At 71.3% G+C, this 13,839-nt stretch carries 15 protein-coding genes; 7 read left to right on the top strand and 8 right to left on the bottom strand.

Going from position 1 to position 13,839, the window contains the following annotated elements:
• Nucleotides 1–116 precede the first annotated feature (116 nt).
• Nucleotides 117–950, bottom strand: coding sequence for a hypothetical protein (locus ACWEN0_RS42565; protein WP_451986470.1), 834 nt, complete (start codon nucleotides 948–950; stop codon nucleotides 117–119).
• 90 nt (nucleotides 951–1,040) lie between these two features.
• Nucleotides 1,041–1,499, bottom strand: a complete 459-nt coding sequence (locus ACWEN0_RS42560; protein WP_451986468.1) for a hypothetical protein — start codon at nucleotides 1,497–1,499, stop codon at nucleotides 1,041–1,043.
• 318 nt (nucleotides 1,500–1,817) lie between these two features.
• Here ACWEN0_RS42560 and ACWEN0_RS42555 point away from each other — a divergent pair, with 318 nt between their 5' ends.
• Together ACWEN0_RS42555 and ACWEN0_RS42550 are read left to right on the top strand one after the other, a co-directional pair.
• On the top strand, nucleotides 1,818–2,555 hold the full coding sequence (locus ACWEN0_RS42555) for a glycosyltransferase (RefSeq protein ID WP_451986466.1): 738 nt from the start codon (nucleotides 1,818–1,820) through the stop codon (nucleotides 2,553–2,555).
• An 87-nt stretch (nucleotides 2,556–2,642) separates the two neighbouring features.
• On the top strand, nucleotides 2,643–4,487 hold the full coding sequence (locus tag ACWEN0_RS42550; protein WP_451986464.1) for an RNA-binding domain-containing protein: 1,845 nt from the start codon (nucleotides 2,643–2,645) through the stop codon (nucleotides 4,485–4,487).
• A 13-nt stretch (nucleotides 4,488–4,500) separates the two neighbouring features.
• Here ACWEN0_RS42550 and ACWEN0_RS42545 read toward each other — a convergent pair whose 3' ends face one another.
• The 6 genes from ACWEN0_RS42545 to ACWEN0_RS42520 form a co-directional block, all read right to left on the bottom strand.
• Nucleotides 4,501–5,124, bottom strand: a complete 624-nt coding sequence (locus tag ACWEN0_RS42545; protein WP_451986462.1) for a hypothetical protein — start codon at nucleotides 5,122–5,124, stop codon at nucleotides 4,501–4,503.
• Nucleotides 5,121–5,750: a hypothetical protein gene (locus ACWEN0_RS42540; protein WP_451986460.1), complete on the bottom strand. Its 630-nt coding sequence runs from the start codon at nucleotides 5,748–5,750 to the stop codon at nucleotides 5,121–5,123. The genes ACWEN0_RS42545 and ACWEN0_RS42540 overlap by 4 nt, the downstream gene beginning before the upstream one ends.
• A 216-nt stretch (nucleotides 5,751–5,966) precedes the next feature.
• Nucleotides 5,967–6,665, bottom strand: coding sequence for a hypothetical protein (locus ACWEN0_RS42535; protein ID WP_451986458.1), 699 nt, complete (start codon nucleotides 6,663–6,665; stop codon nucleotides 5,967–5,969).
• 1 nt (nucleotide 6,666) lies between these two features.
• Nucleotides 6,667–7,719 carry a hypothetical protein gene (locus ACWEN0_RS42530; RefSeq protein WP_451986456.1) on the bottom strand — a complete coding sequence of 351 codons (1,053 nt, stop codon included), beginning with the start codon at nucleotides 7,717–7,719 and terminating at the stop codon, nucleotides 6,667–6,669.
• A 242-nt stretch (nucleotides 7,720–7,961) separates the two neighbouring features.
• Nucleotides 7,962–9,749 (bottom strand): ribonuclease catalytic domain-containing protein, encoded by a 1,788-nt coding sequence (locus ACWEN0_RS42525; protein WP_451986454.1) that lies wholly within the window; start codon nucleotides 9,747–9,749, stop codon nucleotides 7,962–7,964.
• Nucleotides 9,750–9,844: 95 nt separating this feature from the next.
• Nucleotides 9,845–10,027, bottom strand: a complete 183-nt coding sequence (locus ACWEN0_RS42520; RefSeq protein ID WP_451986452.1) for a hypothetical protein — start codon at nucleotides 10,025–10,027, stop codon at nucleotides 9,845–9,847.
• A 127-nt stretch (nucleotides 10,028–10,154) separates the two neighbouring features.
• On the opposite strand from ACWEN0_RS42520, the gene ACWEN0_RS42515 reads away from it, so the two are divergent.
• The 5 genes from ACWEN0_RS42515 to ACWEN0_RS42495 all read left to right on the top strand — a co-directional run bounded on the left by ACWEN0_RS42515 (nucleotide 10,155) and on the right by ACWEN0_RS42495 (nucleotide 13,821).
• Nucleotides 10,155–10,553, top strand: coding sequence for a hypothetical protein (locus ACWEN0_RS42515; protein WP_451986450.1), 399 nt, complete (start codon nucleotides 10,155–10,157; stop codon nucleotides 10,551–10,553).
• A gap of 108 nt (nucleotides 10,554–10,661) precedes the next feature.
• Nucleotides 10,662–11,081 carry a LexA family protein gene (locus ACWEN0_RS42510; RefSeq protein WP_451986564.1) on the top strand — a complete coding sequence of 140 codons (420 nt, stop codon included), beginning with the start codon at nucleotides 10,662–10,664 and terminating at the stop codon, nucleotides 11,079–11,081.
• The gene (locus ACWEN0_RS42505; protein WP_451986448.1) at nucleotides 11,071–12,348 is read left to right on the top strand and encodes a Y-family DNA polymerase; all 1,278 of its coding nucleotides are present in this window, start codon (nucleotides 11,071–11,073) and stop codon (nucleotides 12,346–12,348) included. Before ACWEN0_RS42510 ends, ACWEN0_RS42505 begins: the two co-directional genes overlap by 11 nt.
• A 167-nt stretch (nucleotides 12,349–12,515) precedes the next feature.
• Nucleotides 12,516–13,277 carry a hypothetical protein gene (locus ACWEN0_RS42500; RefSeq protein ID WP_451986446.1) on the top strand — a complete coding sequence of 254 codons (762 nt, stop codon included), beginning with the start codon at nucleotides 12,516–12,518 and terminating at the stop codon, nucleotides 13,275–13,277.
• Nucleotides 13,264–13,821, top strand: coding sequence for a hypothetical protein (locus ACWEN0_RS42495; RefSeq protein WP_451986444.1), 558 nt, complete (start codon nucleotides 13,264–13,266; stop codon nucleotides 13,819–13,821). Before ACWEN0_RS42500 ends, ACWEN0_RS42495 begins: the two co-directional genes overlap by 14 nt.
• Nucleotides 13,822–13,839 lie beyond the last annotated feature (18 nt).

Genomic DNA, 13,839 nt, shown 5'->3' with positions numbered 1-13,839 from the left:
CGAATAGGGGGTCATCGGCCCAGTGGATCAAGGGTCGACGCCAGGTTCCGTTCACGGATGGACAGAACTCGGATCACGCTCGTGCGGGCACTCCACCGAGTGAATCTGCCCGGCCGTCAGGCGTGCATGGGATGGGCGCCGAGAACGGCACGGACGTGATCGGGCAGCTCGGCAAGGGCGTCGCGGGTGTGCCCGCGGGCTGTTCGCGCGATCTCGTCACGGGGTGCGCCGATCATGCCGTGCGGGGAGTCGGGGCCGATCCAGGTCTTGATCGCCGGGTACTGCCATGGGGTGATCGGGCTGGTGGTGGCGCGCAGCATCGCCAGGGCCGCGCGGAAGCTGCCGCCGCTGCTGGAGGGGTATCGCAGGTGCCAGCGGCGGTCGCCGACGACGATCCAACGGCCGTCGGGCAGGACCTCGTGCTTGCTCATGCAGCCGGCATTCCAGATCCAGAGTCCGGGGTCCTCGACCATGCGGTTGCCGTAGACAGTGAGCGACCACGGCTGGGGCGGGCCGGTGCGGTCCCGCGCGAGATAGACCAGGCCGAGCAGGCCGTCGTCGTCGAGCAGCCACACGAACCGGTCTCCGTCGCGTTCGGTCTCGGCGACCTGGGCGAAGCCCTCCGAGCGGCAGATGCACAGGATTTCGTCCAGAGCGAGACCGGCGACGAGGTCGTCGAGCGCGGCCAGGGTCTCCTGCGGGGTCCACCATCTCGTGATCCGGGTTAGCCAGGCGGCCAGTTCCACTCGCTCCGACCCGCTGATCACTTCAGGCCCGATGCGGTCCTGCGTCAGCTCGGCTATCGACTCGCGGACGGCTTTCTCCGCCGCCTGCCGTCGATCGGCGGCGAGCTGCCCCATCCAGTCCTGCGGATCGAGCACGGGCAGGGGTGGAGTCTGATCTCGCAGCCAGCGCACCCAGGCGATGGCGTGTTCGCGCCTGTCCACCATTCCCGCAGGTTACCGGTCGTCCCGACACGATTCCTGGCGAACGGGCGATCTCGCACGTCGCGCTGAGACAACCGATCGGCCGGAGATGGTTCACTCGGCGCCGGTCAGCACCGGGCTGGGATCGCTGCGTTCGCGGCCGAGGAGTTCGTTCATCATCCCGTGCACGGCGCGGTAGCCGTGTCGCTCGTATGCCTCGGCCAAGCGTCGTTGCAGGTCGGCGCTTGCGCTTGCGCCGGTGCCCGGAAGTTCGGCGTCCGGGTCGAATCCCAGCGTGCGGCAGGCGAACATGGCCAGTTCGGCGAAGTCCGGGACGGGCTGGCGTTCGTAGCCCTGAATGTCCAGGGTGATGCGGGGGAGACTGGTGTCCTTGATGGAGGCGACCAGCTCACGCATCCCGGTCTCGTCGGGTCCGCCGGTCCAGGTCAGCCGCCAACCCTCGCCCGCGGCGGGAAGCACGTTCACCACGGTGTTGGCCTGTTGCTCAAGATCGAGCCGCAAGAACATCGCCTGCCGATTCGCGTCCACGCTGTTCCCCCGCCTCGTCGTCATCAGCCGTGCGACACCTTAACGTCAAGCGGCTGCGCTCGTCGTGACTCGCGGGGTCATTGAGCCAGGTCTTGGGTATCCCAAATCCAGCCCCGCAACGGTGATCATCTCGCAGCGTCGACGGACTTGCCACCGCGTCGCACGAGCCTGGCGGGCCGACCGTTGTTACCCTCCACAACGTGCGGGAAGTCGGGGCCCTGGAATACGCGCTCTGGCTGCTGGGGTGCGCCGCCTTCGCCATGTTGGTCACCCTCGCCTGGGCTGTAGCGCGTTCCGCGCTGGATCGGGTGATCGCGCGAGTGTGGTCGAGGGGTGTCACGGATGAACGCGCTGATCAGCGTGATCACCCCGGTCGGCGAGCACGCTGATCCGGCACACCTGGACGCGGCGTTCAACTCGCTGACGGCGCAGATCCTGCCGCCCGGCATCGAGTGGGAGTGGCTGCTGCAATTCGACTGCGTCGCCGGCAGTCCCGAGCTTCCGGAAGCTGTCCAGGGTGATCGGCGTGTCCGAGTGGGCCGGAATCGCCGGGGCGGCCCCGGCGTCGCCCGCACGACAGCGCTGGCCCGCGCCGCCGGGGAGACGGTCGCCAACCTTGATGCCGACGACCAGTTCACGCCGCACGCGCTCGCCGACGCGCACGCGGTCCTCTCCGGTGACGACACGATCGGCTGGACCACCAGTCCCGTGATCGACCTCCTCGCCGACGGCTCCACCCGGCGGTGGGACCACGATCCTCCCGCGGGACGTCTGCCTTCCGGGTCGGTCACCGCCGGCTGGGCGGACACCTGCACCCTCGCGGTTCACCCCTCCACCCTGGTCGCCCGCCGAACTCTGCTGACCGCCCTCGGCGGCTGGATGGCGCTGCCCGTGTCCGAAGATCTCGGCCTGCTCGTCGCGCTCGACACCGTGGCCGACGGCTGGTTCCATGCCCGGCCCGGCCTGATCCGCCGCGCGCATCCAGGCCAGATGACGCGCGATCCCATGCACGACAACGACAAATCCGCGTTCCGCACCTTCATCGCCCAACGAGCTGCCGCGCTCGGAGATCTCCGCTGAGCTACCTCGCCCGTCCGCGTGCACCGTGCCGCGGTGAAGTGACGGGCAGGAGCGGGGTGCCAAACGCCAGCCGGGAAGAATACGTGCATGACGGCTGCTGGTCTGGATCGCGCACGGCAGGCCCTGCGCCGGGATGATCCCGGCGCGCTGGTCGGTGAGCGGGAGTGCGTCTGGCTTGATGTGAAGGACGGCATCTACCCGCTGGACCAGCCCAAGGGCGCCGAAGAACTCGCGAAGGACGTGGCGGCCTTCGCGAACACCGCCGACGGAGGCTTGCTCCTGGTGGGGTTCAGCACCCGCAAGGAACACGGTGAGGAGATCGTCGACGAGCTCAACCCGATTCCGCGGAAGCTGATCGACCTCGACAAGCATCGCCAGATCATCGCCACCCGGGTGTTCCCCCCGCTGCGGCACGTGTCGGTGGACTGGATCTCGTGCACCGACGAGCTGGGCGTGCTGGTCATCGACATTCCCGCCCAGCCGCGGGCGAGCCAGCTGTTCGCCGTGCCGGCGCCGAACGGCAAGACCGAGCCGAGCAAGACCGCCGTCAGCGTCCCGATCCGACGCGGGGACGGAACCACTTGGCTGCGCCCGCACGAGATCCAGCACTTCGTCGGGTTGGGCTGGGCGAACTCCGGCGACGAGATCGACAAGCTGACCGCCGCCCTGGCCAGCATCCAGGCCCCGCAACGTGCCGAGGAACCAGCGCATACCGTCGGCGGCGGCGCGCCCGGCTGGAGCGGAATATTCCAGCAGGCGGTCGACGACCTCGCCGCGCAGGGTCTCGTGCTGGGCGAGCCGGTCACCGACGTCGACCCGATCGGGCCGGGGGTGGCACAGCACTTCGCGGTGCCGGGCGAGCCGTCCGGCTGGGTGCTGTGTGCCCGGCCGAAGCACCGGCCCGTCGCCGTCGCCGAGGAGATCTGGCAGGCGTTGCAGGATCACGGCAGCGGCACACCGGACGGGGACGCGCTGGCCGCCATGGGTTTTCCCGCCGGCAACGCCACCGCGACCAGCGTCGTCGACCGACGCGCCACGGAGGTGCCCCTTTCGGGCGGCCGCTGGTGCCCTGCCCGGCTGGTCCGCGGCACGGACGGATGGTGGTGGGACCCGGACCCGATCGCCACAACCACGACGTCGGCCGCGACCCGCAACTGGACCGCCACGATGAGGCCGCCGCAGCTGCGGGCCCGTGTGCTGGCGACCTTGCCCTGGGACGACCTCAGCGGCGTGAAGATCACCCCGGACCGGCTGAACGCGCTGCTCCTCGAACTGCCGATCAGCCAGCTGGCCGGGTTCACCACGAACCTGTCGCAGTGGCGCGGCCGGGACCTGCCCGCCGGCACGTGGGACATGGGCCCGAACGACAACGCGAGCGACCGGTTCAGCTACGCCGTCGAGATCACCGCGCCGGACGGGGAACCCGCGGTGTCCGCCGAGGTGATGATGACGTTGCCGCCGGCCGCGCGCAGTTCCGCGGTCATCACCTGCGCCGAGGTGCGCGTCGAGAACTTCGACGCCTGGGCCAGGGCCCTGCACGCAGATCCGCGACCGGACCTGCGCTGGACAACCGACGACCTGCTCGAGTTCTTCGTGGCGGCCTGGGAGACCGCGACCGAGCTGCTGCCCCGGCTGATCCGGCAGAGCCCTGCGACGGAGTCGCGGTGGACCGGGGTTCCCCTGGTCGAGTTCTCGGTGAGAACCGAGCAGCGGCACGACCAGGCTGGCAGCCAGCTGGTGCTGCGCGACGTCCTCGACCTGGAGCCCTTCGGGCCGAACGGGAAACGGGGCGGCGAGCTGTCCGAGCTGTTCGTCTCGCTGCCCGCCGTCCCGGGGCTCGCTGCGGAGACCCGGCGCAGCCGAGCGCGGTCAGCGTTGGTGGACATGGCGCACAGCTTCGGGTTCATGCAGGTCCGGGCGGACACCTTCTGACCCCGGCGGCGTGTCACGGCGACGCGGGCGCCTGCTGGACGAAGGCGCCGGTTCGCTGCCCCGCCAGATCCGTGATCACGAAGCGGTGCTGGGCGAAACGCGCGGCGATCCGCTCGAGGACCGGCACCAGGTCGGCGGAGGCGTGCACGACGGCGCCGACCTCGTCGTACCAGCGCACCTCGCCGTCGACCAGGCGGGCGGAGACCAGCCGAGCGGTGCGGCGGTTCCAGCCGGTGCCGTGCTCGGCGAGCAGCTGGTCGATCTCGGCGGGCTGGTGCTGCGGCGCGTCGGGTTCGTACCCCTCGCGCAGCCCCATGCCGACCAGCACGCCGGCGTGCGGGGCGCGGTCCGGGGCGAGTTGCCAGCCGGAGGCCGCGGCAAGGGCCTCGGCGCCGGCGAGGCAGTCGGAGACGCCGGGGGTGCCGAACCTGCGGCTGGGGTCGCGGTAGAGCAACAGCTCGGTCACCGGGTCGCCGTCCGCTCCGAACAGGAACGCCGCGATCGGCCAGCCGGTGTCGGCGGTCACGGCGGTGAGGGTGGCGCGGGCCAGCTCGAACGGCGTCGATGGCAGCAGCATCGGGCAGGCCCAGGCACCGTCGGCGGCGGCGACCTCGGTGTAGGTCGTGGTGGTGGTCATCGGTTCGCGTCCCGTCGGAAATCGGGGCGGTGCGGGTTGAGGGCCGCGAGCATGTCGCTGAACCCGGCGACCGGCTGGTCTTTCCGCCTTTTGCCGGACGCGAGGTCGAGGTGACCCCAGTTGCCGAATTCGCCGTAGCCGCAGACCATGAGGCTCATGGTGCCCGGGTCGCACCAGTCGACCTCGTGCCAGACATCGTGGGCGACCTCGTTCGCGTCCGGGCTGGCGTGCATGACGCGCGGCTCAAAAATGACGTCGGCGCGGTCGGTTTCCGGGTCGATGTTTTCCCGCCGGAATCGGAGTTCGCTGTAGGCGCCGCGCAAGATGTGGCCCCGAAACGAATTCCAGCGGTGATTGTGGGGAATCTGCTCTTCCGCTCCGCCGCGAATGTCGGGGCGGAACCAGACGTTGAGCTTCACGGTGCGCTCGACGCCGACCAGCAGCGTCAGCTCGGACTTGGAGATCTCGCCATCGAGGTCGGGGATGTTGAGCCACCCGGCGGGGTCGTCGAACTGTTCTCGGCTCAGCGGGCCGATGTGTGGCGCGTGCTCGGCAACGCCAGCGGCGGCGAGTTCGTACATGGAATCGGTGAGAGTGAGACCGGGGATGACTTCGAGCGTTGGCATGGTTTTCCTTTCTACCTAAAGGGTTTCTGCCGTGATGGCTTTACGGCGCCGCGATTTGGGCTGGCGGCGCTCGCCCTCAACCATGATCGCCGGGGCCACGAGAGGGAATGGGTTTCCTGTTTCCAGTTCGGGCGAGCAACACGCGGAAACACCGGAAACCCGCTGGTCGGGAGGTCATGCCTGGCCTGCCCGGCGGCGGGCAGGCCAGGGTGGCGATCAGCGCGGGGTGCTGACGGGGCGGGGCGAGAGCTTCGCCAGCGGCGAGGGCCGTCCGGGCGGGGTGGCGCGGACGACGTCCCAGTCGATGGCGGGGTGGGCCAGCAGCACGTCGAGGTCGGCGGCCCGGAACAGCGGCACCGCGGGGGTCGAGCGGCGGCGCTGCCATCCGCTGCGCACCCAGGTGACCGGTTCCAGCCAGTTCGCGCGGATCAGGTGCTCGACATCGGCAGCCCGCACGCGCAGGTGCTCGGCGACCTCCTTGCGCTGGAGCAGCCGCCCGTCGACGAGGGCCTTCTCCAGGGCGGCGCGGTCGTAGAACAGCTCCAGCGCGCGCCCGTCGTAGAGCGGGTAGTCCTTGTACTCGCCGACCTCGGTGATCAGGCCGAGGCGATCGAGCTCGAGCAGGACGCTGGAGGGGACGTCGATGCCGAAGCGGTCGGCCAGGACGTCGGCGGCGCGGCCGGCGCCGACGTCGGGCTGCGACCCGACCGTGGCCTTGATCTGCTCGACCTCGGCCAGCGCGGTGAGCACGGCGTCGGCCGGCCACCGGCCGGTGGCCGGGTCCGCAGGCGGGATCAGCCCGGCCGTCACGGCGCGCTCGAACTGCCACATCGGCATCCCGAGCGCGGTGGGTGCCTGGATCGGGCCGTAGTCCTTCGGCGTGCGCGAGGTCTTCGTGTTCTTCGCGGCGGCCATGTCAGCGGACCTCCTCGGCGGTCAGGACGCGGACGGAGCCGACGAGGAACGCGCCGGACTCAACCAGGTCGACGACGTGGTCGGCGGTCAGGTGCGCGCAGCCGCACCGCTCGCCGCGGTTCTCCTTGAGGAGTTCGGCGATGTCGTCGACCAGATCCTCGGGCACGGGGGCGCTGTCCCAGTGGCGGGTGCACGGGCCGACGGCGACGTCGACATGGCCGGCGCGCTGGGCGGCTTCGGCCCAGCCCTCGGGCAGGTCCAGTTCGCACAACAGCAGGTGGTGCGGGGTGCCGTCGTCGTTCTCGCCGTGGCCGGTGCGGATCGCGATCCACGGCGACCGGTCTTCGGTCGCGTGGTCGGTGGCGATCCGCAGCGCCCAGCCGGTCTCGTCTTCGTCGTCGAGTTCGTGCACGCGGCCGACGCCTTCGCTGCCCAGGTACAGCTCGAGCTCGGTCAGCCACGCGAAGGGACCCTGGTCGTGGTCTTCGACGACGTGGGCGGTCAGCAGCAGCATCGCGTGCTGGGTGCCGTCCTCGGGGTCGGTGTCGAGCAGGGCGCGGGGTTCGAGCTCGAACTCGCCGACCATGGTGGGCTTGGCGCCGGCGGGCAGGTACAGGGGCTGCGGTCCCGAGGGGATGATCGCGGGCACCGCCCAGGAGATCGAGGACGGTTTGCAGGTGGCGTGGTACTTCTTCGTGCTCAGGTGCTGGGTGTACGGGGAGATGTCGGGGTCGTAGGCGGTGATGATCAGGCAGATGCTGGAGTCGTTCTCGCGGGCATCGCCGGGTTCTGCGCACCAGTCGCACTCGAAGGTCGGGGAGACTTCGTTGTCGAGCCAGGCGTAGAGGTCGTGGTAGCCGATGCCGCGCCAGCTCTCGCCGGACAGCCAGGCGCGCACGTCGTCGGTGAGCACCCACCGGTGCTGGGGCTGCCAGGGTTCGGCCGAGAGCACGACCTGCCGCAGCGCGGCGGTGTAGGGCATGCCGGTGCGCGCGGCGAGCCGGCGGGCCTGCGCTTTGCGGGCGTTCGGCCGGTCGGGGTTGGTGGAGGTCATGGCGAAACAGTCCGTTCCCGGCAGGTCCCACGCTCCTGCCGCGGTGGTCTCGGCGCGGCGGAACAAGGTCGTCGATGTCGGTGGATCTGCTGCCTGCCCGGGGGGCTTGGCCTGTCTGCCGGGTGTGCGTGGGACACATCGGCCAGGCTCGGCCGTGCGCAGCGACGGCCAGGTGTGACGGTAGCGGAGCCCACCGACAAAACCGTGCGCCGCACCGAGTCGGGCGCGGCGCTCGGCTGGTGTCAGGCCGGGGCGCCGGCGGTGATCTGCTCGTACAGGTCTCCGGCGGCCGCGGTCTTGGCCGCGGCCTTGGTGGCGCCGGTCCCGGTGCCCGCGAGGACGGCGGCGGTGGGTTCGTGCCGGGCGTGCACGGTGCAGGTGAAGCTCGGCTTGTGCGCCGGGCCGGTCGAGTCGTAGGCGTAGCCGACGCCGGTGAGCACGCCGCGCTGGCCGAGCTCGTTGACGGCCATGGCCGGGTTGGGGCTGGCGGCGACGTCCGCGGCAACGGGCGCCGGTGCGGGGGCGGGGATTTCTCGGGAGGTGGACGGGTCGTCGGCCGCGACGAGGGTTGCGATCAGCGACAGCGCGGCCTGCTGTCGGGCGAGGTTCTTGCTGAGCTCGACCCGCGGCGGCGACCAGGTGGTAATGCCGTCGACGGTGATCCCGGCGCGGGCGGAGAACAGCGGCTGCTGCACGGTGCCGACCGGTCGCTCGTCCCAGTCCGGGGCCTGCATCCCGGCCAGCTGGGCGTGCATGGCCAGGATGGTCACGGCGTGCTCCGGGCTCGCGGTGAGCCAGGGGAGAAGGGCGTCGTGGGCCGTGCTCCACTGCTCGTCGGCGACGAGCAGCAGCTGGTGGGCGGTGCGCGGCTGCATCCGGCCGTCGGCGATCCGGTTCACGACCTCGGTCTCCAGTGCCTCGCCGTGGCGGCCCTCGGCGATCGCCAGCTTGAGGACCTTGTGGAAGTCGTCGGCGGGCAGGTCGCTGAACGCGCCGTCGGCGAGCGTGCCGCGGCGCTGCTCGCGGCGGGCCTCGGCGTTGCGTTCGCCGCGCCGTTCGCGGGCGCGGGCCAGCGTCGTGTTGATCGCCTCGGCGTGCCCGGCGAGGCCGGCGACGTCGTGGGGCGGGGTCTGTCCGCGCAGCACGGCCAGCAGCTGGCGCTGCACGAGCAGGTCGGCGTAGCGGCGCAGCGGGCTGGTGGCGTGGCAGTACCAGGACAGCTTCAGCCCGTAGTGCTCGCTGGCGTGCGGGGCGTAGACCGCCGGGCGCAGCAGGTGGCCGAGGCGCTGCCCGGTGGCCTCGCGGCGCCACGCTTCGCCGTGGATGAGCAGCCGCAGCTCTTCCAGCAGTTGTTCGCGCGGGGGCGCGGTGCGGGCGGGCTGGTGGTTGCGGAACAGGATCGGCAGGTCGTAGGTGACGGCGAATCCGGCGATGGCCTGGTTGGCCGCGACCATCAGCTCGGCGACGATCATGTAGGCGGCGTGGCGCTCGACGGTGTTGAGCCGCAGCAGGCCGCCGTCGCCGTCGCTGGCCAGTCCCTGGCTGAGGTCGTAGAGCACCAGCGCGCCGTGGTCGCGGCGGTGGGTGAGCAGCACGTGCGCGACCTCGTGCGCTTCGCGCAGCACGTCGTGCTGGGGGTGGCCGGGGTCGGTGATCGCGGCGGTGGCGGTGGCGTAGTCCATCGCCACCGGGCTGGCGAGGGTGCCTTCGGCGAGGCTGGTCTGGGAGACGATGCCGTCGAGGCCGACGCGGAAGGCGACCGTGATCACCGGGCGCGGTTTCTGCGGGTGCAGGGTCGCGCGGTCCTCGATGGCGCGGGGCAGCATCGGCAGCACCCCGTCGGGCAGGTAGATCGTCCGCTTCTTCTGGGCGGCGCGCCGGTCGGCGGGGCCGCCGGCCGCGACGATGTCGGCGACGCAGGCGATGTGGACCGTGACGTCCCAGCCGTCGCCGTCGCGTTCGACCCAGATGGCGTCGTCGCGGTCGACTGTGTCCGGGCCGTCGATCATGATTCCGCTGGACAACCGCACTTGCTACTCCTGGTGACTGAAATTGCGGGACAAGTTACTCACGGGAGTCCGGCCAGGGGGCCACGCAGGAAGGCGGTTCACCCGGCCGGAGGGGTCTACTGAGCGTGCGGAACGACCTTGCCGCCGACGATGTCCAGGTTGTAGTGGGCATCGTGGTTGACCGGGCAGTTCGCCACGGTGACCGGGCGGACGACGCCGCCGGAGCCGCGGGACTGACGGGTGTAGGTGTGGCTGGGCGCCTGTCCGCCGCCGGGGCAGGGCTGGGGGCGCTGGGGCATGGCGGCGACCTCCCTCCGATCGTCAGTTTCGGTACTTTCGGCACTTTGAAGGTACCGAAAGTTCCGAGAGGCACGCAAGCAACTTCGGTACTTTCGGGAGTTTCGGTACTTCGGCTACGGTGATGCCGTGTTCGACATGACCAGCCAGCGCGTCCGGCGCTCGTGGAGCGAGTTCCTGGACCGGATCGAGGCCGGCCAGATGGTGGCCGTGAGCCGCCGCGGGCGCGCCAAGCTGGCGGCGCTGCCGTGGCCGCGCTATGCCGAGCAGCGCGCGACCGGCGAGGCCATCGGCGAACCGGTGCGGGTGAGCGCGGTCGACGACGGTGACGCGCAGCCGAGCTGGTGGACCGCGCCCCTGATCGTGGTGGAGAGCGCCGTGGCCAAGGAAGAGTGGCGTCGCCTTCAGGTATGGGTCGAGGCCGGCGGCCACGCGATCATCGAGCGGTACGGTCGCCGGTCGGCCGTACTCACTCCGGTCGACTGGACGGACAGCGCCGACGCCGCGATGACCGACCCGGCGGACTGATCGTCACCGCAGCGTGTCGGCTCCAGCGCTCTGAGCAGCGACTTCTCTGGAGTGATCTGGTCACCGGCGCGCGCCATCCGGTCGAACATGTGTTTGACTGAGTCGGTGATGTGGGTGGACGTGATCGAGGTCGAGGGGCCGCCGGTGGTGCCGGCTGGATTCCCCTCGCCTGCCGAGGACTACTACACGGGGCCGGTCAGCCTGGACCGGAACCTGATCCGCAATCCGGCGACGTTCGTGCTGCGGGTGTCCGGGTTCTCGATGATCGACGCCGGGATCACCGACGGGGACGAAATCCTCGTCGACCGCAGCCTCTCCCCGGCCGACGGGCAGATCGTCGTCGCGGTCGTCGACGGCGAGTTCACGTGCAAGTTCCTGCGGCTGCGGCCGCCGCGGCTGGAACCGGCGAACAAGGAGTTCCCGGTGATCCCGCTGCGCGTCGGCGAGGACGCCGACGGGTTCGAGGTGTGGGGCGTGGTCACGACCGTGATTCACCACGTGTTGCCCTGGGGATCTCGTGGCCGCTGACCAGGTCATCGGGCTTGTCGACGTCGACAGCATGTACGCCAGCGTGGAGCGGGTCGGGTGCCCGCGATTGCGTCGTCGGCCGGTGATCGTGTTGAGCAACAACGACGGGTGTGCCGTCGCCAGGTCGAAGGAGGCCAAGGCGCTCGGGATCGCGATGGGGCAGCCGTGGTTCCAGATTCGCGACCGGCCGAAGTACCGTTCGGTGGTCGCGCTGAGCTCGAATTTCCCGCTGTACGGCGACTTCTCGGCGAGGATGCTCGCGGTGATCGAGCAGACGACGCCGTGGGTCGAGCCGTATTCGATCGACGAAGCGTTCATCCGGCTTCCGGCGCTCGGTGCGGTCGAGGCCGCGCAGCAGCTGCGGGAGCGGATCAGGCGGTGGCTGGGGCTGCCGGTATCGATCGGCCTGGCCCGCACGAAGACCCTCGCGAAGGTCGCCACCCGGATCGCGAAGGACACCGGCGCCGGCGTGCACGACCTGTCCGGTGCGGGCTCGGGCGAGCGGCAGCAGGTGCTCGACGAGCTGCCCGTCAACGAGGTCTGGGGGATCGGCGCCCGGCTGACCGCGCGGCTGGCCGAGCACGACGTCACCACCGCCGGGCAGCTGGCCCGGCTCGACCCCGGCTGGGTCCGCCGCCGCTACTCCGTGGTCGTCGAGCGCACCGTGCGGGAGCTGGCCGGCACCGCGTGCCTGCCGGTCGAGCACGCCCCGCCGCCGCGGCGGCAGCTGATGCACTGCCGGATGCTCGGCACCCCGGTCACCACCCGCGAACAGGTCGGCGACGTCGCGTCCGGCTTCGCGCAGGCCCTCGCCCGGAAGATGCGCCGGCACCGCCGCGCGACGAACGTGCTGTCGGTCTGGCTCTCGACCGGCGGCAGCCTCTACGCCGGGCCAGCCTTGTCGGTCGGCGCGACGCAGACACTGCTGGCTCCGACCAGCGCGGATCTCCCGCTCGCCCGCACCGCGGCCCGGCTCGCCCGGCAGCTGTGGCAGCCGGGCTACACGTTCCGCCGGATCGGCGTCACCGCGCTCGACCTCGTCGACGAGCACCGCCACCCCGGGCTGTGGACCGAACCCGCCGTCGGCCGGGCCGGTGCGGACGACGCGCTCGCGCTGGCTGTCGATGCGGTGAGCAGCCGGTTCGGGCGGGGCATGATCGGGCTCGGCCGCGCCGGAATCCGGGCCGCGCCGACGTGGGCGATGCGCCAGCAACGGCTCAGCCCGGCCTGGACAACCGACTGGGCTCAGCTCGCCCGGGTCAGCTGAGCCGGACGGCCGAACAGGTGTTCCCACGACGAGGCACCGAGTGCCGCGCGGACGTCGCTGCCCGCCTGGTGAGGCCGCCCGACGGGATCGGCGCGCCGGCACCCTGCCATGTCCGCGGTGTTCGCTCGGACGGGAGCGGGGCCTGCGGCCGGATAAGGTCGGCCATCATGACCATGGACGGAGCGGTTCAGCTGCGGATAGACCGCGTTCACGCGGACATGGCCCGGACGCTGCGCGATGTCGACGCGGTCGCCGCCGGCGAGCCGGGTGCCGCGGACGCCCTGCGCGGACGGCTGCGGACCGCGCTCGCCGAGCTGAGCGCGCTCGCCCACGAGCCGGTCGTGCTGGCCTGGCTCGCCTCGGCCGCGCAGTTCTGGGTGGTGGGTCAGGTTCCGTGGACGTCGCTGGCCGGGGCACTCGGTGCACCGGGCGCGCGACCGGTGTCCCAGGCCGCGCTGGAGAAGACGTTCGACACCGTGTTCGCCGGGCTCGCTCCCGCGCGGCGGCCGGCGAAGGGGCGGGGCATGGGCAGCGGCTACTCGGTGATCGGCATGTGGGCCGCGATCACCGAATGGCACCTTGCCGTCGGGCTCCCGGTGCCCGCGGAGTCCTGGCGCGCGTACGGGGACGTCGCCGCGCTGCTGAACCTGTTCCCGGTGATCGCGGATCACCCCGAGACGGCCGTGCGCGGCAGCCGACCGGTCCAGGTCGTTCGCGCGGCAGGACACCGGGTGCCGGTCATGCTGGAGCCGTTGGTCACCGAGGCCGCGCGCCACCACCACGACACGATCCGCCGTTGGGTCGCGCACACGCGCCACGCCCCCGGCGCTGAGCCGACGGGGTTGACCGGGCCGCACCAGGATGGCCAGATCGCGAGCAGAGCGGCGGTCGCAAAGGGAGATGAGGGAAGCAGCCGTGCCCGAGGATGAACCGAACGCCCCGAAGCGGGACGGCCAGTCCTGGATCACCCGCGTCTCGGACCCGCAGCGGGCGGCCGAGCGCTGGCGGCGGCACGCCCGCTGGGCGATCCCGTGCGCCATGCTGAGTCCGCTCGGCATGATCCTGCTGGTGCTCGCCCACCTTCTACCGGGCACGCTCGCCGTCGCCGCGGGCCTGATCGTCGGCGGCGGTGTCCTCTGCACCAGTCTGCTGGGGTTCGGCTACATCGTGGGCGAACGGCGAACCGTGGAGCTGTGGCTGCGTTCGGCGGCCGCGGACGTCACGCCGGACGACCTGGAGCCGTCATCGGGGGAAGTCCACGTGGCGGGCACGCCGGCACCGTCGGGCAGCAAGTACGACCTCATGCACGGGCTGCTCGTCGCGGTCCTGCGCAAGCTCGGCGGGTCCGTCGAGATGGACGCCGCCGACTTCTCGGTGGAGGCCATGGGCACCACGGACGGCCGTTTCTACGCCGTGGACATCGACCGGCGCGACGGGCGCATTCACGTGACGGTCATCAATCCGCACGCCTGAGCGCACCCGTCATCCGGT

The sequence above is a fragment of the Amycolatopsis sp. NPDC004378 genome, assembly GCF_053602455.1.
The sequence above is the reverse complement of the archived record's forward strand: the minus strand, read 5'-3'. Positions and strand labels throughout refer to the sequence as shown.